This window comes from Dyella monticola, from assembly GCF_003363155.1.
In the GTDB taxonomy this organism is placed as follows: Bacteria; Pseudomonadota; Gammaproteobacteria; order Xanthomonadales; family Rhodanobacteraceae; genus Dyella_B; species Dyella_B monticola.
Genome location: NZ_QRBE01000007.1, coordinates 95,431 through 116,705, shown reverse-complemented (window position 1 = coordinate 116,705; position 21,275 = coordinate 95,431). Strand labels below are relative to the sequence as shown.

Genomic DNA, 21,275 nt, shown 5'->3' with positions numbered 1-21,275 from the left:
CCCATGGACCCTATGACTCCACGTATCGAACTCTCCCCCATCGTAGCGGGCCTATGGCGCAGCACAGAATGGCAGATGAGCGTGCAGGAGCGCGTGCGCTGGATCGAACAGGCACTGGAGCTTGGCATTACCTCGTTCGACCATGCTGACATCTACGGCAGCTATCGCGCAGAAGTCCTGTTCGGTGAAGCGCTGAAGGCTACGCCGGGCCTGCGCCAGCGCATGCAACTGGTGACCAAATGCGGTATTCGCATGCGCGCGGCGGAAAAGCCGTATCGCATCAGCTACTACGACACCGGTGCGGCGTACGTGCGCGCCCAGGTTGAACAATCACTACAAAAACTGCATGCCGATCAGCTCGACCTCGTGCTGATCCATCGCCCCGATTACCTGATGGACGCCGCCGCGCTCGCCGACACCTTCGCCACCTTGACGCGCGAAGGAAAGGTTGCGCATTGGGGCGTATCCAATCACAGCCCCCATCAGTTCGCCCTGCTGCACCAACATCATCCCCTGGCAACCAATCAGGTTGAGCTGTCGCCGCTGCAGTTGGGTGCGCTGGACGATGGCACGCTCGATCAGGCGCAGCAGCTCGGCCTGCGGCCGATGATATGGTCGCCGCTGGCCGGTGGCCGCTTGTTCTCCAGCGAGGACGAACAGGCGCAGCGTGTGAGAACCGACATGTCCGCCATCGCAGCGCGCTATGACATTTCGCTCACGACACTGGCGTTTGCGTGGGTGTTGAAACACCCGTCGCGCCCGTATCCGATTACCGGCTCGAGCCGCATCGAAAGCCTGCGTGAGGCCGTTGCCGCACTGGATGTTCAGCTGGATGCGGAAGACTGGTACGCGATCTGGGTGGCCAGCAAAGGGCACGGCGTTCCATAAATCGAACGCCTATTTATTGCTGACCCCGTGCGGTACGTGCCCCGTCGCCACGTGCCTGCGGGCCGACTCCACATTTGCCGGTGAATCATCGAAAAAGATGTCCGCGCCGAATGCGTCCAGGAATGGCCCCTTGTCGCGCCCACCCAGGAATAAAGCTTCGTCGATACGCACGCCCCAGCGGCGCAAGGTAAGGATCACGCGCTTGTGCGCGGGCGCGGAACGCGCGGTGACCAGCGCGGTGCGGATGGGTGAATTCTCGGCCGGAAACGCAGCCTGCAAACGATGCACGGCGGACAGGAATCCACGGAACGGCCCGACGGAAAGAGGTTGTTCGGCAAGTTCCGTTTCGTTGCGGTGAAACGCCTCCAAACCTTCTTCGCGCGATACACGCTCGCCTTCATCGCCAAAAATCACCGCATCGCCATCGAACGCGATGCGCAATTGCTCACTTGCGCGCGGAGGTGCGGTAGACGGCAGAATCGTCGCGGCCGCTACACCTGCTTTCAACGCACGCCCCACATCCTCGGCATTGGCCGAAAGAAAAAGATCCGCCTTGAATGGCGCGATGTAATCGGAGGTGGGAGCGCCACTGGTGAACGCCGCGCGACTGATTTCCAGGCCGTAGTGCTGGATGGAATTGAAAATGCGCAGCCCCGTATCCCCAGAATTGCGCGAGAGCAGAATGACCTCCACCGGTGGCACGTCACCGGCGAGCTTATTGAGGCCCAGCAGCTTCTGCACCAGTGGAAAGGCCACACCCGGTTGCAGAATTTCGTTCTCGTGTTCGATCTGAAAACTGCGATAGGCATCCAGACCTTGCTGCTCGAACAAGCTGTGGCTATTACCCAGATCGAACAGTGCCCGCGACGAAATGGCGACAACGAGCCGGTTGTCGCTGGCGGAGCCGGAATCGTGGGCGGTTTTTGCGGGCCGGGTCATAAAGGAAATCTAGCAAAAAGGAGCGCAGCGCGCGTAACGCACCACCGTCGTGCGCTGCACGACCATGCTACGCCGTTGCCATCTAGTCGGCAGCGAACTGCTCGTCCAGGATGCGCTGTTCGAGGTTATGCTCCGGATCGAACAGCAGGCGAACGCCTTGCTCCTGGGATTGGAAAATTTCCACCGAACGTACGTTGCGCACTTCAAGAAAATCCGCCGTGGCGCTGACCGGCCGTTTGCCCGAATCGAGCACCCGCATGCTCACCACCGTGCGATGCGGCAGGATCGCACCACGCCAGCGCCGCGGGCGGAATGGACTGATCGGCGTGAGCGCCAGCACATTCGCATCCAGCGGAAGGATCGGGCCATGCGCCGAGAGGTTATACGCCGTGGAGCCGGCTGGCGTGGAGACGAGGATGCCGTCGCACACCAGGTTCGCCAGTTTCACTACGCCGTTGAGCTTCACTTCGACGTGCGCGGCCTGATTGGTCTGGCGCAGCAGCGATACTTCGTTGAACGCGAGGGCGCTGCGCGCCTGTCCGTCGCCGTCGATGGCCTGCATTTCCAATGGGAACAGTTCCGCGGCATGCGAGCGCGCGATGCGTTCAGGCAGCTCTTCCAGATGATGCTTGTTCATCAGAAAGCCGACGCGCCCGAGTTTCATCCCATACACCGGTACGGCCACCGCGCGATGTGTATGCAAGGTACGCAGCATGAAACCATCGCCACCTAGCGCAACGATGACCTCCGCATCGGTGACCGGCACATCGCCATAGCGATCCACCAGTTTGCGGCGCGCTTGCTGGGCAACATTGGTTTCGCTGGCGACGAACGCGAGGCGCATGGCAAGAGATCCGTCCGTGATGCTTGGTGGCGGTCGAGCTTACGACACGAAGCAATGCATGACCATGCCTGTGCTCAAGCCACTGCATGCAGGGGTGGGTTGGAGTGGGTTGCTTGAGCTTGCCGCGTTACGTTGAATTTGCGGCGAAGTTGCTTCCCCCCACCCCGGCCCTCCCCTACTCCACGTAGGGGAGGGAGTGTTTCCGGCAAGTGGAATTACACCGGCACCTGCGCCAGCTGCGCCAACCGACGCACGGCCACCGAGGCGATCGGATAGTCTGCGTTCTGGGTGAGGATCTCCGCCAGCATGCTGCGCGTGTACTTGAGCGTGGGGTCGTCACGGTCCAACCACGCCTTTACCGGCGATGCATCGTTGCCGCCATTCAACGCCAGCACTTGCACGGCCAGCGAACGATGCTGATGGTTGAGTTCATCCAGCAACGAGCCGCGCGCCTGCGCATGCCAGTGGCCTTCCACCGGCAGGGCTTCGATCTGACCACGCAGCCATTCCAGGTCCAGCGTCTGGCCCAGTTCGTAGAACACGTTGGCGACCTTGGCGATGGGCTGACCGGTCTGCTGTGCCACTTCCACCATGTCAAGCATGGCGCGCAGCTCCGGCAGCTTGGCCAGGCGCAACGCAAGTTCGTTGGGCAGGCCCAAGCCTTCCCACTTTTCCTGGCTGGTGGCGAAATCGGCCTTGCCGGCCGGCGTCAGCGCGTCGACAAGCGTGGCACTGAGTTCGGCCACAGCCGCCTGGTAACGCTCCACATTCGCGGCGATGTCCAGCGCGCCACCCGGGCGATTGAGCAGCCAGCGCGTGAGGTGCCGCAGCAGCGACCAGATTTGCATGATCGCGTCGACCTGCGTGTTCTCGGCAACCTTGCTGTCCTGCGCCTCGATCTGCGCCCAGAGGTCGCGTGCGCCGAGAATTTCACGCGCTGCCGTATAGGCCTTGGCAATCGCCGCCGGGCCCTGTCCGGTGTCTTCCTGCATGCGCATCATGAAGGTGGCGCCCATGCGGTTGATGGTGGAATTGGTCACGGCCGTAGCGATAATTTCGCGCTTCAGGCGGTGACGCTGCATATGCGCGGCGTACTTTTCATGCAGCGGCTTGGGGAAGTAACGCACCAGTTCCTTGGACAGGTACGGGTCTTCCGGAACATCCGATTCCAGCAGTTGCTGAAAGAGACGAATTTTGTCGTACGACAGCAGCACCGACAATTCCGGCCGCGTGAGACCATGACCGCGCGCCTTGCGGTCTGAGAGCTCGGTTTCGCTGGGCAGGTTTTCCACTTGGCGATCAAGCAGACCTTCACCTTCCAAAGTGCGAATGAAATGCGCCATCGAACCTATGCGCTTCACCGATTGGCGCTCCATCAAGGTGATGGCCTGGTTCTGGCGATAGTTGTCCCACAGCACCAGTTCACCGACTTCATCGGTCATGACGGCAAGCTGGCGATTGCGCTCGTCCACATTGATTTCGCCGCGCTGCACGGCATCACCGAGCAGTATCTTGATGTTCACCTCATGGTCGGAGGTATCCACGCCGGCGGAGTTGTCGATGAAGTCGGTGTTGAGCAGTACGCCATGCTGCGCCGCTTCGATACGACCCTTCTGCGTAAAGCCAAGATTGCCGCCCTCGCCGACCATCTTGCAGCACAGCTCGGTGCCGTTGATGCGCAGTGCATTGTTGGCGCGATCGCCCACATCGGCTTGCGTTTCGCTGCTGGCTTTCACATATGTGCCGATGCCGCCGTTCCACAGCAAATCGACGGGCGCCTTGAGAATCGCGCTCATCAACTCGTTCGGTGACAGATGCTGCACGTTGGCCTTCAGTGCGAGCACCGCTCGCACTTCGGGCGAAATGGGAATCGACTTCACGCTGCGCGGCCACACGCCACCACCTGCGGAAATCAGCGCTTTGTCGTAGTCGTCCCAGCTCGAGCGCGGCAGCTTGAACATGCGTTCGCGCTCGGCAAACGACTTGGCCGTATCCGGGTTGGGGTCGAGGAAGATGTGGCGATGGTCGAAGGCGGCGAACAACCGAATATGGCGCGACAGCAGCATGCCGTTGCCGAACACGTCGCCCGACATGTCGCCGATGCCCACACAGGTGAAATCTTCACTCTGGCAATCGCGGCCCAATGCACGGAAGTGGCGCTTCACCGACTCCCACGCACCCTTGGCGGTGATGCCCATGCCCTTGTGGTCGTAACCATTGGAACCACCGGACGCGAACGCATCGCCGAGCCAGAAGCCGTGTTCGATCGAAATCGCGTTGGCGATGTCGGAGAACGTGGCCGTGCCCTTGTCGGCCGCCACCACCAGGTACGGATCGTCCTGGTCATGGCGCACCAGATCGTGCGGCGGCACCACTTTGCCTTCCACCAGGTTGTCGGTGATATCGAGCAGGCCGTTAATGAAAAGCCGATAGCAGGCGATGCCTTCGGCAAGCTGCGCGTCGCGGTCCCCGCCCACCGGTGGATGCTTGACGAAGAAACCGCCCTTGGAGCCCACCGGCACGATCACGGTGTTCTTCACCATCTGCGCCTTCACCAGGCCAAGCACTTCCGTGCGGAAGTCTTCGCGACGATCCGACCAGCGCAAACCACCACGCGCCACCGGCCCGAAGCGCAAATGGATGCCCTCCACGCGCGGCGAATACACGAAAATCTCGCGATACGGCACCGGCTTGGGTGCATCCGGCACTTGCTTGGAATCGAACTTGAAGCTGACGTAATGACGGTACGCACCCTCCCATTTCTGGAAGAAGTTGGTGCGCAAGGTGGCGCGGATGGTATTCATGAAGCTCTGCACGATGCGTTCATCGTCCAGGCTGGCAACGTCATCCAGCAACGCCTTCAGCGCCTGCCACAGCGCGTGCACCTGCTGCTCGCGCTTGTCGGACAATGCTTCCACGATGCCATCGATCAGCTCCGGCTTGGCCCTCTGCGTCTCTTCGGAAATCAGCGCCTGCATTTCGCGGCGCAGGTCATCTTTGGCCTTGTCCAGTTCGGCGGCGGAAAGCAGCTCACGACGCGGGTCGAACTTGGCATTGAACAATTCGATCAACAGGCCTGCAATGGCCGGATAGCGGTTGAGCGTTTCTTCCATGTAACTCTGCGAAAACGCGATGCCTACCTGCTGCAGATATTTGCAATAGCCGCGCAACATCGCCACCTGGCGCCAATCGGCCTGCGCCAGCAACACCAGGTTGTTGAAACCGTCGCTTTCCGCCTGGCCTCGCCACAGCGCCTCGAAACCACGCTCGAAACGTTCGCGCAGATGCGACAGATCGAACACGAGCGTGGCTTTAGCCTTCAATTCGAAGTCGTGGATGGTCAGCGTGCGGCCATCGCTTTCCAAGGTGTAGACATGCTCGGCAAGCATGCGCACACCCATGTTTTCCAGCATCGGTAGTGCATCGGACAGCGAGATGGGGGCGCCGACATGGATGACCTTGAAGCGCAGGCTTTGATCGCGCGCATCCTCATAAAGATTCAGATGGATCGAGTCGTCGTTCTTGAGCGTGGTCAACGCGATCACGTCCTGAGCAGCCTGCTCTGGCGAAACGTCTTCGACGTAGCCGGCCGGCAGCAGTTTGCCGAACCGGTTGAACAGCGCCGCACCCTGCGCCGCACCGGCGTGAGCGACCAGGCTCTCGCGCAGACCGTCGTACCAATTGCGCACGATGACCTGCAGACGGGCTTCGAGATCCTGGATGTTGACCTTGGGGTGATCACCCAGATGCGGGCGCACCGTAACGTGCAACCGTGCCAGCGCCGATTCGCCCATCAACACATTGGAATCCACGCTTTCGCCGTGGAACGCTTCGCGCAACATGTTTTCGATGCGTTCGCGCACAGTGGTATTGAAGCGCTCGCGCGGCACAAACACCAGGCAGGTGAAGAAACGGCCGTAGCGATCGCGGCGCACGAACATGTGCGTGCGAGCACGCTGCTGCAACTCCAGGATGCCGGTGGCCGTGGCGAACAGTTCGTCCTCGGTGCTCTGGAAAAGCTCTTCCGGCGGCAGCGTTTCCAGGATATGACGCAACGCCTTGCCCGAATACGCATCGCGCTTCAGCCCCGAGCGCGCCAGGACCGCTTCCACGCGCTGACGCACCAGCGGCACTTCCTGCGGGCGCATCATGTAGGCATTGGACGTAAACAGCCCCAGGAAACGCTGCTCGGAAATCGGCTTGCCGTCGGCGTCAAATTTCAGCACGCCCACGTAGTCCATGTTGCCCGGACGATGCACGTGCGAACGCGCATTGGTCTTGGTGAGGATGATGGCGTCGTACGCACCGGACTGCGGCAGATCGTGCGCCACCATCGAACGCAACGAACGTGGCGCGATCGAGCGCTCGCTCTTGTGCAGGATGCCCAGGCCCGATTCTTCGATGGGGCGCAATACTTCGTCGCCATCGGCCTTGGCCACTTCGTATTCGCGGTAGCCAAGGAAGGTGAAGTTGTCATCCGCCAGCCAACGCAGGAATTCGCCCGCTTCGTTGACCGATGCGGCATCCAACGGCAATTTTCGATGAGGGAAGTCCGCAGCGATGGATCTGGCTTTCTCGCGCATGACATTCCAGTCGCGCACGGCCACGCGCACGTCTTCCAGTGCATCTTCGATGCGCGAGGTGATCTTCGCCTGGATGGATTCGTCCAGGATGCTGTCCACTTCGAAATGCATCACCGATTCGGACGCGCCGTGTTCGTCGCCGATGCGCTGCAGTTGCCCGTTCACATCGCGAGTGATCTTCACAACCGGATGAAGTACGGCGTGGATGGGCGAGTAGTCGGACACGATCATGCTGACCGTGTCGACCAGGAACGGCATGTCGTCGGTGACGATTTCCACCGCACTGCGCGCGGCCTGCCCTGCGCTGCCGATGCGCACCAGCGCGCGGCCGCCGTGGCGTTGCTGCGCGAAATCGATCAGGTTTGCGATCACATGCGCCCATTCGGCGGGCGCGTGCAGGTCGACATCGCTGCTGGCAATGCGCGCAAAAAAGGCGCTGATAAAAAATTGCGCCTCATCAAGGCGCTTGGTCGGATAACCGCTTTTTTTCAACTCTTCGAGCACGACAGATGCAAGAGAAATGTCGTTGGCCGCACGGATCGCATTCATGGCTTCTACTTAAGAAGTGGAGATGATGGGGTGTGGAGCAGAAAGCCTTAAAAGGATACGCCCGGCGATGCGTTGAATCTATCGGCAGCGCAGCAACGCGCGTCATCTGCGATTAACAGTGCAACGTATTTGTCAGAGTTATCGATAACACTCTGGTGCACACCGAACCCTTGTTTGCGCGCAAGCTAATGACGCCTCGCAACGCCATCCTCCGCGGCATCTTGCAAGGAAACGGGCAGCAGGCGCGGCTTTGCAACCCTCTGTCCTGCGGCGTGTGGCGGATGCGTTGTTCATAGACCCGGGCATGACCGCCTGTGCCGTGAGTCATCTGTCTAAAAGGCTGGATTCGGACCGCGAATAAATTGTAAACTGGTCGGTATAGCCTTATCCGGTCCCGTTCTGGCAGGGACGAACGACACAGGCAAAATTGAACCCAATCCGATAGAACGTACGTTTTTCCGGCAGATATGGCCGGGTAACGACGCGCCATGCCTATCCCCGACCCCGATCACGCAAGTCATGGAGTTCTCATGAAGTCGACGCCAATGCGCACACCGGTGCTGTGCCTGAGCCTGCTGGCACTGGCCGCCTGCAGCAAGGAACAAGCGCCGCCCAAGATGCCACCGCCGACGGTAGGCGTGGTGGACGCCCAGCCGCAGAATGTGCCGCTTAACAAGGATCTGGTGGGCCGCCTGTCCGCCTTTCGCAGCGCTGACGTGCGCGCCCGTGTCTCGGGCGTGGTGCTCAAGCGTGTCTATACGGAAGGCACGGACGTAAAGCAGGGGCAGTTGCTGTTCCAGATCGATCCGGCGCCCTACAAGGCCGCCCTGACCAATGCCGAGGCGGCGCTGGCTTCGGCCCAGGCCACCTACACCAACTCGCACGTGATCGCCGACCGCGATCGCCAACTCGTGCCCAAGGGCTATATCTCCAAGCAGCAGCTGGATACCGACGAAGCCACCGAGCGTTCGTCGCTGGCCGCGGTGAAACAGGCCCAGGCGAACGTTGAGACCGCGCGGGTCAACCTGGGCTACACCAACGTCACCTCCCCCATCGACGGCCGCGCCGGCGAACAGCAGGTGACCGAAGGCGCAGTCGTCGGCAGCAGTACCTCCGACAGCGGCGCCAACGCCACCCTGCTGACCACGGTGGATCAGCTCGACCCGCTGTATGTGAACTTCACCCTGAGCGCGGCGGACCTGGACACGCTGCGCCATGCGCAGGCCAAGGGCAATGTGCAACTGGCCGAGCAGAACAAGACCACCGTGCAGATCACGCTGCCCAGCGGCGCCAAGTACGACAAGAGCGGCACGCTGGACTTCTCCGACACCACCGTCAACGCCACCACCGGTGCGATCAACCTGCGCGCAGTGGTTCCCAATCCCGACCGCCGTCTGCTGCCGGGCATGTACGTCACCCTTACTGCCAACATGGGTGAGCTCAATAAGGTGTTCCTGATGCCACAGGCCGCGATCCAGCGCGATCCCGCAGGGGCCTACGCATTGGTCGTGGGCAAGGATGGCAATGTCGAGCAGAAGCGCGTAAGCGCGGACAACCTGCTCGGTAACGACTGGGTGGTCACCAGCGGCCTTGCAGCGGGCGATCAGGTGATCGTTTCCGGCATCCAGGTCGCCAAGCCTGGCGCGCCCGCCAAGGCAACCCCATGGAAGCCTGATCAGACGCCGGCCGGCCAAGGCGCCGCCCCTGCTGGTCAGTAAGGAGAACACTGATGCCGAGTTTTTTCATCGACCGCCCCATCTTCGCGTGGGTGGTCGCCATCCTGATCACCCTGGTCGGCATCATCTCGGTGCTGGGCATGGGCGTGGAGTCCTACCCCAACATCGCGCCGCCGCAGGTCACGGTCACGGCCACCTTCCCGGGCGCCAGCGCCCAGACCATGGAAGACACGGTCACCAAGGTGATCGAGCAACAGCTCACCGGTGTCGATAACCTGCTGTATTTCAGTTCGGCGTCCAACTCGAACGGCACGGCCACGATCACCTTGAGTTTTGCCACCGGTACCAATCCGGACATCGCCCAGGTGCAGGTGCAGAACAAGGTCTCGCTGGCGCAACCTCAATTGCCGGCTGCGGTGACCCAACAGGGCGTGGTGGTGGCCAAGGCCAACCCGGACTTCCTGATGTTCGTAGGCCTGATCTCCAAAAATCCGGAGATCGACACCAACCGCCTCAACGACATCGTCGGCGCGCAGGTGATCGATCAGATCGGCCGCATTCCGGGCGTGGGCAACACCTTCCAGGTGGGCTCCGAATACGGCATGCGCGTGTGGTTGAATCCGGACAAGATGCAGGGTTATGGCCTGTCCGCCACTGACGTGGAAAACGCCATCTCCGCGCAGAACGTTCAGTTCGCGGCCGGTTCGCTCGGTGCCGATCCGGCGACCGGCGGACAAGGCTTCACGGCGACGGTATCGGCCGAAGGCCTGTTCTCCACGCCCGAACAGTTCGGCAACATCATCCTGCGCGCCGATGCCAACGGCACGGTGGTGCGCCTGAAAGACATCGCACGCATCCAGTTCGGTCCGCAAACCTACGGCTTTACTTCCACCTGGACCGGCCAGCCCGTGGGCGGTTTCGGTGTGCAGTTGCTACCGGGCGCGAACGCGCTGCAGGTGGCCGAAGCCGTGCGCGCGAAAATGGACGAACTGGCGAAGGACTTCCCGCAGGGCGTCACCTGGTTCGCGCCGTACGACAGCACACCGTTCGTGCAAGTGTCGATCGAGGAGGTGGTGCGCACGCTGATAGAAGCCATCATCCTCGTGTTCTTTGTGATGCTGATCTTCCTGCAGAACTTCCGCGCCACCATCATCCCGACGCTGGTGATTCCGGTAGCGCTGCTGGGCACGTTCATCGGTCTTGCGCCGATGGGCTTCACCATCAATCAGCTCACGCTGTTTGGCATGGTGCTGGCCATCGGTATCGTGGTGGACGATGCGATCGTGGTGATCGAGAACGTCGAACGCATCATGACCGAGGAAAACCTCCCGCCGAAGGAGGCCACGCGCAAGGCCATGTCGCAGATTACCGGCGCGGTGGTAGCGATTACGGTGGTGCTGGCGGCGGTGTTCGTCCCCTCTGCGCTGCAGCCGGGCGCCACGGGTGTGATCTACAAGCAGTTCGCGCTGACCATCGCCGTATCGATGGGCTTCTCCGCGTTCCTTGCGCTGTCGTTCACGCCGGCGTTGTGCGCCACCATCCTCAAGCCCACGCATGAGGAGAAGAAGAACTTTATCTACCGCTGGTTCAACAGCGCCTTCGATCGGATCACGCACACCTATCAAGGCCATGTCGGTGGTGCTGTCCGGCACGCACCACGCTGGATGATCGTGTTCGTGCTGATTGCCATGCTGGCTGGCTTTCTCTACACCAAGCTGCCCACCGGCTTCGTGCCCAACGAAGACCAGGGCTTTGCCCTGGGCATCGTGAGCCTGCCGCCCGGCGCCACGCTGGAGCGTTCGCAGCACGTGATGGAGGAAATCCGCCAGACACTGGCCAAGAGTCCGCTGAAAGACGACTACGTGGGCATGTACCAGATCAGCGGCTTCAGCTTCGTCGGCCGAAGCGAGAACGCCGGCATGGTGTTCATCAAGCTCAAGGATTGGAGCGATCGCTCGATCACGGCGGACGACTTCATCCGTCAGGCCAACGGAGTACTGCACGGTATCCGCGATGCGCAGATCTTCGTGGTGAACCTGCCGACCATCCGCGGCCTCAGCCAGTTCGGCGGCCTGGACATGTACCTGCAGGCACGTAACGGGCAATCGCGCGCCGAACTCGGGCAAGCGATGGGCATTCTGCTGGGCAAGGCATCCAAGAGCCCCACGCTGTTCGGCACGCGCCCGAATCTGCTGGCCGACGCACCGCAGTACAACCTCAGTGTGGATCGCGTGCAGGCATCGGCGCTGGGATTGTCGGTGAGCGATGTGTATACCGCCATCCAGCTCATGCTGGCGCCGGTGTACATCAACAACTTCATCTACGAAGACCGCGTCAAGCGTGTGATGGTGCAGGCGGATGCGCCGTATCGCATGAATACCGATTCGCTCAGCCACATCTTTACGCCCAGTTCGCTGAGCACCAGCACGTCCTCCAGTACGTCGTCCACGAGCAGCACCAGCTCGCCGTATGGCCCTTACAACATGATCCCGCTATCCAGCGTGGTGCACACCACCTGGAGCATGGCTGCGCCGTCGCTCACGCGCTACAACGGCTACCCGGCCGTGGAAATCGTGGGTGATGCAAACAAGGGTTATTCCACTGGCCAGGCGATGGCAACGCTGCAGAACATCGTCGATACCGATCTACCCAAGGGCTTCGGTGCGGATTGGACCGGCCAGTCGTATCAGGAATTGCTCGCGGGTAACTCGGCCACGCTGTTGATGATCCTGTCGATCGTGATCGTGTTCCTGTGCTTGTCGGCGCTGTATGAAAGCTGGTCGATTCCGGTGGCTGTGTTGCTGGTGGTACCCCTGGGGTTGTTGGGCATGGTTACCGCATCGATGTTGCGTGGCTTCCCGAACGACATGTACTTCAAGATCGGCCTGGTGACCGTGATCGGCCTTGCCGCGAAGAACGCGATCCTGATCGTGGAATTCGCGGTCGAACAGCAAGCCGAAGGTCAGACGCTGTTCAACGCCGTGCTCACAGCCGCTCGCCAGCGACTGCGCCCGATCTTGATGACCTCCCTCGCCTTCATCCTTGGTGTGCTACCGCTCGTGACCTCCAGCGGCGCTGGCGCCAACTCGCGCCACGAAATCGGTACCGGCGTGATCGGCGGCATGGTGTTCGCCACCTTCCTCGGCCTACTGCTGATTCCGGTGTTCTACGTCAGCGTGCGTCGTATGTTGGGTGACAAGCTGGATGAAGAGACGCACAAGCTCGCGCGTCACGAGCATTAACAGTCTCTCGCTTCCTATCCGCATGCGGGTAGGAAGTTGAAGCAAGCACCGAAAGCAACAACGAAAAAGCCCCGGCCGTTTTGGCCGGGGCTTTTTTTTGCAAGACGCTAGCGTGCGATGTTTGCATACGCCATGTCGTCATTCCGGCGGAGACCTGGATGGCGACACGGCAGCATTTCGATTTATTAGCCGCGGCTCTGCGCCTCGACCACGCGATCAGCGCAAACCCGTTTCCGCACGCGCAATCACCAATCGCTGAATCTCGCTGGTGCCTTCGTAGATCTCAGTGATCTTCGCATCGCGGAAGTAACGCTCCAGGGGCATCTCCTTGGAATAGCCCATGCCGCCGTGGATCTGCACCGCTTGATGCGAAATCCACATGGCCGCCTCGGAGGCCACCAGCTTGGCAACCGACGCTTCGGTGCCGAAACGTCCGCCGTTCTTTTCCGCTTCACCCTTGGCCCATGCTGCGCGCAACGTAAGCAGCGTGGCTGCATCGAGCTTGCACTTCATGTCGGCAATCTTGGCCTGCGTCATCTGGAACGTACCGATGGGCTGGCCGAACGCCTTGCGATCGCGCGACCACTGCAGGGTAGCTTCGTACGCGGCGCGCGCAATACCCACCGCCTGCGAAGCGATGCCGATGCGGCCGGCGTCCAGCACGCCCATCGCAATCGAAAAACCTTTGCCCTCTGCACCGAGCAGATCGTCCTTCGGGCACACGTAATCGTTGAGTTCGATTTCGCACGTGGCCGACGCGCGAATGCCGAGCTTGGGCTCGGTCTTGCCCGCATGGAAGCCAGGGCGCTGCGTGTCGATGACGAAGGCCGAAACACCTTTGGCACCGATGCCAGGCGTGGTGATCGCAAACAGCACGATGTAGCGCGCCACCGGACCCGAGGTAATCCAGCTCTTCTTGCCGTTGATCACCCAATCGCCGTCGGCATTCTTCGACGCACGCGTGTGCATCGCCGAGGCATCCGACCCCGATTGCGGCTCGGTCAACGCATAAGCAGCAATCGCATCGCCCTGCGCGATCGCACGCACGTACTTCTGCTTCTGCTCTTCCGTGCCGTGCTTGAGGATGCCATTGCAGAACAGCGAATTGTTGACCGACATGATGGTGGAAGTAGCCGCATCCGCCGCCGCGATCTCGATCATCGCCAGCACGTAGCCGATCGGATCCATGCCAGCACCGCCATATTCGTGCGGCACTTCAATGCCCATCAGGCCGAGCTGACCCATCTCGCGGATGTTGTCCAGCGGGAACTCGCCCTTGGCATCGAGTTCGGCGGCCACCGGCACGATGCGCTTTTGCGCAAAATCGCGGGCGATGGCCTGGATGGACAACTGGTCTTCGGTGAAACGGAAATCCATGAGCGGCTCCGGGGAAAGGGGGATGGAGAAACCACCTATTTTAGCCGGCCCAGACTAGAGGCCCTGTGCGAGTGCAGCATGAAGCCCGGTCTGGCCATACAACGCCGCGTTCCGACCCTAATCAGCAACATCTCTCTATCGCGATATAAGGATTGAAGGCGAATTTACCATCGTCCCCAGCGCACAGAACCTGCTGTCCGGCAATACCAACGCTCGCCACCAGGTATCCGCTACATCAGCCCTCGTACCAACCCATCACTACGCATCTTTGGTTCGAACAGTCCGGCTAACGTAAAACAGCGCCCCTAGCGCGAACAGATATAACCAACTCAGCCACAACATCAGAGTTTGGAAACCGTTATTGGCAAGCAGATAAGCGCCGATCGCGAGCAAAACGCCGTTAATGATTCCAAAGTTCCGCTCCATGCGGGCAAATAGTGACACCCGCCCTAGTATGTCGAGCGAGGACAAATCGAGATTCGCCATCGTCGCCGGACGCACGCCGCCGGAACCGAGCCCCAAAAGGCTGATACCAATCAGACCTGTTACGAAATAATCGACTCCAAGATAAGCGAGTCTCTCGCTGTAACCAAGAACAAGCATGGCGCTAAACATACAAACAAGCGTCGCAATCATCAGCGTCTTCACGCCGAAGCGCCTGGTGAACGCGTTGACCGCCAGTGACGACCGCAACGTCCGGAAGCATTACGCACACCTCCTCCGCAACGCACCACTCGATGAGCATATTCCTTTATTCGACCATAGAGACCCCATCCAGGATAAATATAGGAAGAAGAAATCCTTCATCGGTGAATCGTTATTGGAACTGTTTGCACAGTTGACTGACAGCCCTCTCCTCGCGTACGAGACGCGCAACAATGGCGATTTCTTCCATGACGTCTATGCGCATAAAAAATACAGCCAAACCCAGACCCAGAAAACCGATGGGGAATTATTCTTTCACAATGACCGTACTGCGCATTCCGTGCGTGCCGATTACCTGAGCCTGCTAGGCATGCGATGCAGCAATGAAAACCTGATCTATACTGGATTCCTGGATGGCCGTACGCTGCTTGAGCACATCAGCGAGAAGCATCAGGAAGTGCTCCGTCAACCGCATTTCATCACGCCGTACGACGAATACTCGCGAGACTCGAATAGTGGTCAAATCGTTTCAGATCGGCATGTGATCATCGAGAACGAGCATAGTTTCCGCTACTACGGCACGCGCACCACCTATGCGCCAAGTGCGCCGACATGCGCAATTGATGCACTCCTGTCATTGAAAGATGCAATCGTGAAGGCGAACAAGGAGCGTGTACAAATCCGCACTGGGGATCTGTTCTCATTCGCTAACCAGGATGCACTCCACAATCGCGAGCTGATCGAGATCAACGATCCGGTTGGCGCACTCGAACGATGGCTACTAAAAACCTATAGCTTTCGTGACAACGCAGCTCTGACTCGCTTCAAGGACTTCTTCGCCGAGCAACCTGGCCTCGTACGAGAATCAGCTGCCACCCTATAAAGAGCGCTGGATGTCTCCCGCCTACGGGGCATCACTTAGTCAAATAACCGACGCGCCCCCCGCATTATGTGTGCGACGTGCGGCACATGGCTTGACCGGCTCAATCAGACACATCAATACCACCGGGCACGCGTTGTCCCATGAACCCCTAAACGGTGGTCCTTGACGCTCCGGGTCAACAGCCCTACCCTTAACATCTCTTTATCGCGATATAAGGATGCAGGATGGACTTAGTCACCGCGTCCAGCGTATTGCGCCTGCTGGCCGACCCCACGCGGGTGCGGCTGCTGGCTCTGCTTGAGCGGGAGGAATTGACCGTGGCCGAGCTGGCCGCTGTGCTGCATCTGGCCCAGCCACGGGTGTCCACGCATCTGGCCAAGCTCAAGGAGGCCGAACTGGTACGCGACCGGCGCGCCGGTGTCTCGGCCTATTACCGTGCCAACAGCGAGGGGGACGAACGCCAGCACGCGCTGATTCGCTCATTGCGCGACAGTATCGACGATGCCTTGCTGCGCGAAGACGCCGCGCGCTTGCCCACCGTTTTGGCGCAGCGCGCCAGTGAACAAAACTGGGCCGATACCGTGGCTGGCGACATGGAGCGCCATTATTCACCTGGCCGCACCTGGGAAACACTCACGCGCGCGCTGCTGCAATTGCTGGAAACCGGCGATGTGTTGGACATTGCTTCCGGGGACGGCGTTACTGCGGAATTATTGGCCCCGCACGCACACTCGATCGTCTGCGTAGATTCCAGCGAGCGTGTCGTGGAAGCTGCAGCAAAGCGACTGGCATCGTTCACCAATGTCCAAGTGCGTTTCGGCAACATGCATGCGTTGCCACTCGACGCCGAACGCTTCGATCTCGTGCTGATGCTGCATGCACTCACTTATTCGGAGCAACCCCTGAAGGCAATCGCCGAAGCCGCGCGCGTGCTGCGCCCGGGCGGCAAGTTGTTGGCCGTGACACTGGACAAGCACGACCATCGCGCCGTGGTCGAGCCGTTCGACCATCGCAATCTCGGCTTTACCGAAAGCGATCTACGCAAACTCGCCGCGCAGGCCAAACTCAACGTGCTCAGCTGCAACCGCCTGAGCCGCGAGCGCAAGGCGCCCCATTTCGAAGTCATCAGCCTGCTCGCGCGCAAACCGTAAGGAGTACCCCCATGAGCATCCTTCCCTGGCGTCATCCCGACCGCGTCGCCGCACTGGAAGCGGCGCTGCGCGAACGTATCCTGATTCTCGACGGCGGCATGGGCACCATGCTGCAAGGCCATCAACTGGATGAAACCGGATTTCGCGGCGATCGCTTCGCGGAAGGTCGCGACAGTCGGCACGCGCATGCACATGATCATCCTGGCGCTTGTGACCTGAAAGGCAACAATGATCTGCTCACGCTGACCAAGCCGGAAATCATCCGTGGTGTGCACGAGGCGTATCTCGAAGCCGGCGCGGATCTGATCGAAACCAACACCTTCAACTCCACGCGCATCAGTCAGGCCGATTACCATCTCCAACACCTCGCCTACGAGTTGAATCGCGAAGGCGCGAAGCTCGCACGCGCTGCCTGCGATGCGTACACCGCGAAAAATCCGGCAAAACCGCGTTTCACGATTGGCGTCCTGGGCCCCACCAGCCGCACGGCGTCGCTTTCGCCGGACGTCAACGACCCCGGCTTTCGCAACGTCACGTTCGAGGAGCTGGTCGACAATTACACCGAATCGACCAGCGGTCTGCTCGATGGCAACGCGGACATCATCATGGTCGAAACCATCTTCGACACGCTGAACGCGAAAGCCGCGTTGTTCGCGCTGAGCGAGCTTTTCCGCGCACGTGGCAGCCGCGTGCCGGTGATGATTTCCGGCACCATTACCGATCGTTCCGGCCGCACGCTATCGGGGCAGACGGCCGAGGCGTTCTATTACTCGGTCAAGCATATTCGACCGCTTTCGGTGGGCTTGAATTGCGCGCTCGGTGCCGCCGACCTGCGCCCACATATACAAACGCTCGCCAACATCGCCGAAAGCTACGTAAGCACCCACCCGAATGCAGGGCTTCCTAACGCTTTCGGCGAATACGACGAAACGCCGGCACAGATGGCGGCAGTGATCGATGGCTTTGCGCGCGATGGCCTGCTCAATATGGTCGGCGGTTGCTGCGGCACGACGCCGGCGCATATCAAGGCGATCGCCGAAGCCGCAGGCCGACATGCGCCACGCCAGCTGCCATCGGAAGAACAAGAAGCAGCATGAGCGTATCTCTCGCGCCACATGAGGCGATCGCTCTCCTCCTGCGGGGCGAAGGAATGCCTCGGTTAAAAAATGGCCCTCACCTACCCTCTTCCCCCCGGGAAGCGGGAACACATGCACTCACCGCTGATGAATAATTTCCGCTACACCCGCCTCTCCGGCCTCGAACCCCTGGTCATCACGCCTGACCTGCTGTTCGTCAATGTTGGCGAGCGCACGAACGTCACCGGTTCGGCGCAATTTAAGAAGCTCATCAAAGAAGACCGCTACGAAGAAGCGGTCGATGTTGCGCGCCAGCAAGTGGCAAACGGTGCGCAAATCATCGACGTGAACATGGACGAGGGCTTGATTGATTCGGAAGCGGCCATGACGCGCTTCCTGAATCTGATCGCCGCCGAACCGGACATCGCGCGCGTTCCGGTGATGGTCGACTCATCCAAGTGGAGCGTGATCGAAGCCGGCCTGCGTTGCCTGCAGGGCAAAGGCGTCGTCAACTCCATTTCCATGAAGGAAGGCGAGGAGCTCTTTCTGGAGCATGCACGCAAGGTGCTCGAATACGGCGCCGCCGTGGTGGTGATGGCGTTCGACGAACAAGGGCAAGCCGACACTTGCGCGCGCAAGGTGGAGATCTGTTCGCGCGCCTACCAGTTGCTCACCGAGAAGCTGGACTTTCCGCCCGAAGACATCATCTTCGACCCGAATATCTTCGCCATCGCGACCGGCATCGAGGAACACAATAATTACGCGGTGGATTTCATCGACGCCACCCGCGAGCTTAAAAAGCGCTTTCCGCTAAGCCATATTTCCGGCGGTGTATCCAACGTCTCGTTCTCGTTCCGCGGCAACAATACCGTGCGCGAAGCGATCCACTCCGTGTTTCTCTACCACGCCATCAAGGCTGGCATGGACATGGGCATCGTCAACGCTGGCGCGCTGACAATCTACGATGATGTCCCCGAGCAATTGCGTGAGCGCGTGGAGGACGTGGTGCTTAACCGTCGTCCGGATGCGACCGAACGCCTTCTGGAAATCGCCGACCGCTACCGAACCAAGAAAGGCGAAGCAGTCACAGAAAACCTAGCATGGCGCGACAAGCCTGTGCGTGAACGCATGGCCCATGCGCTGGTGCATGGCATCGATCAGTTTGTCGATGAGGACACCGAAGAAGCCCGCCAGCAGGCCACGCGTCCGCTGGACGTAATCGAAGGTCCGTTGATGGACGGCATGAACATCGTCGGCGATCTGTTCGGTGCCGGCAAAATGTTCCTGCCACAAGTGGTGAAATCGGCGCGCGTGATGAAGAAGGCCGTGGCTTATCTGCTGCCTTACATCGAAGCGGAAAAATTGCGCACGGGCGATGCCGGCAAAAACAACGGCACCATCGTCATGGCCACGGTCAAAGGCGATGTGCACGACATCGGCAAGAACATCGTTGGCGTGGTGCTCCGCTGCAACAACTTCGAGGTGGTTGATCTGGGCGTCATGGTGCCGGCCCAGAAGATTCTGGATACCGCACGCGAGCTCAAGGCCGACCTGATCGGCCTCTCCGGCCTGATCACCCCCTCATTGGAAGAGATGAGCCAGGTAGCGCGCGAAATGCAGCGCCAGGATTTTCATATCCCTCTGCTGATCGGCGGCGCCACCACGTCGCGCGCGCATACGGCACTGAAGATCGAACCGCACTACAAGTCGCCCACGGTATGGGTGAAGGATGCTTCGCGCGCGGTGGGTGTGGCGCAGTCGCTGGTCAGCAAAGAACTGGTCGACAACTTCATGGCCAAGATTCGTGCTGAATATGCCGATATCCGCGAGCGGCACAAGCAGCGCGGCTCCGCCAAACCGCTAGTGCCGCTGGAGCATGCCCGCAAGCAGCGCTTTACCTGTGACTGGGCCAACTACAGTCCGCCGCAACCGAACAAGCCCGGTATCAGCGTGTTCGACCAATACGACCTGGCCGAGCTGCGCACGTATATCGACTGGACGCCCTTCTTCCAGGCATGGGAACTCGCTGGCCGTTATCCGGCCATTCTTAAGGATGAGATCGTCGGCAAGCAGGCTACGGAGCTGTTCGCCGATGCGCAGGCGATGCTCGACACCATGATTGCCGAGCGCTGGCTGACCGCGCGTGCCGTCATCGGCTTCTGGCCCGCATGCAGCGTTGGCGACGATATCGAACTGCAGGTTCCCGACTCCAAGCAGGTTGTGAAGCTCCATCATCTACGCCAGCAGGCCGAAAAACCCATCGAGCGACCCGACCTCTGCCTCTCCGATTTCATCGCACCGAAAGACGCCGGCAAGCAGGACTGGATTGGCGGCTTCGCGGTCACTGCCGGCATCGGCATCGAGACGCACATCGCACGCTTCGAAGCACAGCACGACGATTATTCCGCCATCCTGCTCAAGGCACTCGCCGATCGCTTGGCCGAGGCGTTCGCCGAGCGTATGCATGAACGTGTGCGTCGCGAAGTGTGGGGCTATCAACCGGATGAGGCACTCGATAACGAAGCGCTCATTGGCGAGAAATATTGCGGTGTTCGCCCCGCTCCCGGCTATCCGGCCTGTCCAGACCATACCGAGAAGGCCACGCTGTTCCAATTGCTCGACGCCACACGCAACGCAGGCATTGAATTGACGGACGGTTTTGCGATGTACCCCACGGCCGCCGTTTCCGGCTGGTATTTCTCGCATCCGGCAAGCCAGTATTTCGTGGTGGGGCGTATCACGCGCGAACAGGTGGAGGATTACGCCAAACGCAAAGGTTGGACGCGCCAGGAAGCAGAACGATGGCTTGCTCCCAATCTTGATTACGATCCGGAATAGCGAGCCGGAGCGCCGTACCTCCCCGTCTCTCTTGCTCCCCTTCCGCCCTGCCTCATCGTCATTCCGGCGAAGGCCGGAATGACATCAGGGCGAAATGATGTCTTCCACAAAAAAGTGTGTATCCAGGCAGAGACCTTTACGTCTACGCCTCCTTCCCAACCTCATCCCTGCCGTGTTGCCGCAAGTGCATCACCAGGTTGTACACCGATACGAACACCGGGAAGAAGTTGGAAAGAATGCCCACCGAGTCGTTCTTGCCGAACACGAAATACGCCAGCAGCAAGGCACTCCCCGTCACTGACATCCACCAGAACGACAGCGGCATCACCACGCGCTTGTATTTGCGGGTGAAGTAAAGCTGTACGAACCAGCGGCCGGTGAACATCAACGTGCCCAAGAAGCCGACGGCCTTCCACGGCGTAATATGGAAGTGCTGCAGGGACTGCAGAATGTGCGAAAGAGCGAAATGCATGGGGTGGCCGCTTGGCAAAAGGGAACGGGGTATTTTAGCCGGCCAGCGGCTTTAACCCACGAAAACAACGCGCCCGCGCGGTCGATGGTTGACGTTTTACCCCTCGCTCCGT

Annotated in this window: 13 protein-coding genes; 7 read left to right on the top strand and 6 right to left on the bottom strand. The window is 60.2% G+C overall.

Annotated features, from left to right (window positions below):
• Positions 1 to 12: 12 nt before the first annotated feature.
• The gene (locus tag DWU98_RS12810) at positions 13 to 888 is read left to right on the top strand and encodes an aldo/keto reductase (RefSeq protein ID WP_230474833.1); all 876 of its coding nucleotides are present in this window, start codon (positions 13 to 15) and stop codon (positions 886 to 888) included.
• A 9-nt stretch (positions 889 to 897) separates the two neighbouring features.
• Here DWU98_RS12810 and DWU98_RS12805 read toward each other — a convergent pair whose 3' ends face one another.
• The 3 genes from DWU98_RS12805 to DWU98_RS12795 form a co-directional block, all read right to left on the bottom strand.
• Positions 898 to 1,827, bottom strand: coding sequence for a 5'-nucleotidase (locus tag DWU98_RS12805; RefSeq protein ID WP_115495961.1), 930 nt, complete (start codon positions 1,825 to 1,827; stop codon positions 898 to 900).
• An 82-nt stretch (positions 1,828 to 1,909) separates the two neighbouring features.
• Complete coding sequence (locus DWU98_RS12800) at positions 1,910 to 2,671, bottom strand: NAD kinase (RefSeq protein ID WP_115495960.1); 762 nt, start codon at positions 2,669 to 2,671, stop codon at positions 1,910 to 1,912.
• A gap of 215 nt (positions 2,672 to 2,886) precedes the next feature.
• Entirely contained in the window at positions 2,887 to 7,803 is a 4,917-nt protein-coding gene (locus tag DWU98_RS12795; RefSeq protein WP_115495959.1) for an NAD-glutamate dehydrogenase, read from the bottom strand.
• A 530-nt stretch (positions 7,804 to 8,333) separates the two neighbouring features.
• Here DWU98_RS12795 and DWU98_RS12790 point away from each other — a divergent pair.
• Both DWU98_RS12790 and DWU98_RS12785 read left to right on the top strand, forming a co-directional pair.
• Positions 8,334 to 9,521 carry an efflux RND transporter periplasmic adaptor subunit gene (locus tag DWU98_RS12790; protein ID WP_115495958.1) on the top strand — a complete coding sequence of 396 codons (1,188 nt, stop codon included), beginning with the start codon at positions 8,334 to 8,336 and terminating at the stop codon, positions 9,519 to 9,521.
• Between the two features lie 11 nt (positions 9,522 to 9,532).
• Positions 9,533 to 12,721 carry a multidrug efflux RND transporter permease subunit gene (locus DWU98_RS12785; RefSeq protein ID WP_115495957.1) on the top strand — a complete coding sequence of 1,063 codons (3,189 nt, stop codon included), beginning with the start codon at positions 9,533 to 9,535 and terminating at the stop codon, positions 12,719 to 12,721.
• Positions 12,722 to 12,937: 216 nt separating this feature from the next.
• On the opposite strand, the gene DWU98_RS12780 is transcribed toward DWU98_RS12785, so the two are convergent.
• Both DWU98_RS12780 and DWU98_RS12775 read right to left on the bottom strand, forming a co-directional pair.
• On the bottom strand, positions 12,938 to 14,098 hold the full coding sequence (locus DWU98_RS12780) for an acyl-CoA dehydrogenase family protein (protein ID WP_115495956.1): 1,161 nt from the start codon (positions 14,096 to 14,098) through the stop codon (positions 12,938 to 12,940).
• Between the two features lie 258 nt (positions 14,099 to 14,356).
• The gene (locus DWU98_RS12775; RefSeq protein ID WP_196239512.1) at positions 14,357 to 14,746 is read right to left on the bottom strand and encodes a hypothetical protein; all 390 of its coding nucleotides are present in this window, start codon (positions 14,744 to 14,746) and stop codon (positions 14,357 to 14,359) included.
• 13 nt (positions 14,747 to 14,759) lie between these two features.
• Between DWU98_RS12775 and DWU98_RS12770 the strand changes: the two genes are divergently transcribed.
• The 4 genes from DWU98_RS12770 (at position 14,760) to metH (ending at position 20,691) form a co-directional block, all read left to right on the top strand.
• Positions 14,760 to 15,626: a TauD/TfdA family dioxygenase gene (locus DWU98_RS12770; RefSeq protein ID WP_230474832.1), complete on the top strand. Its 867-nt coding sequence runs from the start codon at positions 14,760 to 14,762 to the stop codon at positions 15,624 to 15,626.
• Positions 15,627 to 15,850: 224 nt separating this feature from the next.
• Positions 15,851 to 16,777: an ArsR/SmtB family transcription factor gene (locus tag DWU98_RS12765; RefSeq protein WP_115495954.1), complete on the top strand. Its 927-nt coding sequence runs from the start codon at positions 15,851 to 15,853 to the stop codon at positions 16,775 to 16,777.
• A gap of 11 nt (positions 16,778 to 16,788) precedes the next feature.
• Complete coding sequence (locus tag DWU98_RS12760) at positions 16,789 to 17,874, top strand: homocysteine S-methyltransferase family protein (RefSeq protein WP_115495953.1); 1,086 nt, start codon at positions 16,789 to 16,791, stop codon at positions 17,872 to 17,874.
• Positions 17,875 to 18,000: 126 nt separating this feature from the next.
• On the top strand, positions 18,001 to 20,691 hold the full coding sequence (metH, locus tag DWU98_RS12755; RefSeq protein ID WP_115496041.1) for a methionine synthase: 2,691 nt from the start codon (positions 18,001 to 18,003) through the stop codon (positions 20,689 to 20,691).
• Positions 20,692 to 20,833: 142 nt separating this feature from the next.
• On the opposite strand, the gene DWU98_RS12750 is transcribed toward metH, so the two are convergent.
• Positions 20,834 to 21,163, bottom strand: a complete 330-nt coding sequence (locus DWU98_RS12750; RefSeq protein WP_115495952.1) for a lipid-A-disaccharide synthase N-terminal domain-containing protein — start codon at positions 21,161 to 21,163, stop codon at positions 20,834 to 20,836.
• Between the last annotated feature and the right edge of the window lie 112 nt (positions 21,164 to 21,275).

Excerpts from the sequence above, each read along its gene's own strand:
- DWU98_RS12810 (WP_230474833.1), top strand. The coding sequence starts at position 13 with ATGACTCCACGTATCGAACTCTCCCCCATCGTAGCGGGCCTATGGCGC.
- DWU98_RS12805 (WP_115495961.1), bottom strand. The coding sequence starts at position 1,827 with ATGACCCGGCCCGCAAAAACCGCCCACGATTCCGGCTCCGCCAGCGAC.
- DWU98_RS12800 (WP_115495960.1), bottom strand. The coding sequence starts at position 2,671 with ATGCGCCTCGCGTTCGTCGCCAGCGAAACCAATGTTGCCCAGCAAGCG.
- DWU98_RS12795 (WP_115495959.1), bottom strand. The coding sequence starts at position 7,803 with ATGAATGCGATCCGTGCGGCCAACGACATTTCTCTTGCATCTGTCGTG.
- DWU98_RS12790 (WP_115495958.1), top strand. The coding sequence starts at position 8,334 with ATGAAGTCGACGCCAATGCGCACACCGGTGCTGTGCCTGAGCCTGCTG.
- DWU98_RS12785 (WP_115495957.1), top strand. The coding sequence starts at position 9,533 with ATGCCGAGTTTTTTCATCGACCGCCCCATCTTCGCGTGGGTGGTCGCC.
- DWU98_RS12780 (WP_115495956.1), bottom strand. The coding sequence starts at position 14,098 with ATGGATTTCCGTTTCACCGAAGACCAGTTGTCCATCCAGGCCATCGCC.
- DWU98_RS12765 (WP_115495954.1), top strand. The coding sequence starts at position 15,851 with ATGGACTTAGTCACCGCGTCCAGCGTATTGCGCCTGCTGGCCGACCCC.
- DWU98_RS12760 (WP_115495953.1), top strand. The coding sequence starts at position 16,789 with ATGAGCATCCTTCCCTGGCGTCATCCCGACCGCGTCGCCGCACTGGAA.
- metH (WP_115496041.1), top strand. The coding sequence starts at position 18,001 with ATGAATAATTTCCGCTACACCCGCCTCTCCGGCCTCGAACCCCTGGTC.
- DWU98_RS12750 (WP_115495952.1), bottom strand. The coding sequence starts at position 21,163 with ATGCATTTCGCTCTTTCGCACATTCTGCAGTCCCTGCAGCACTTCCAT.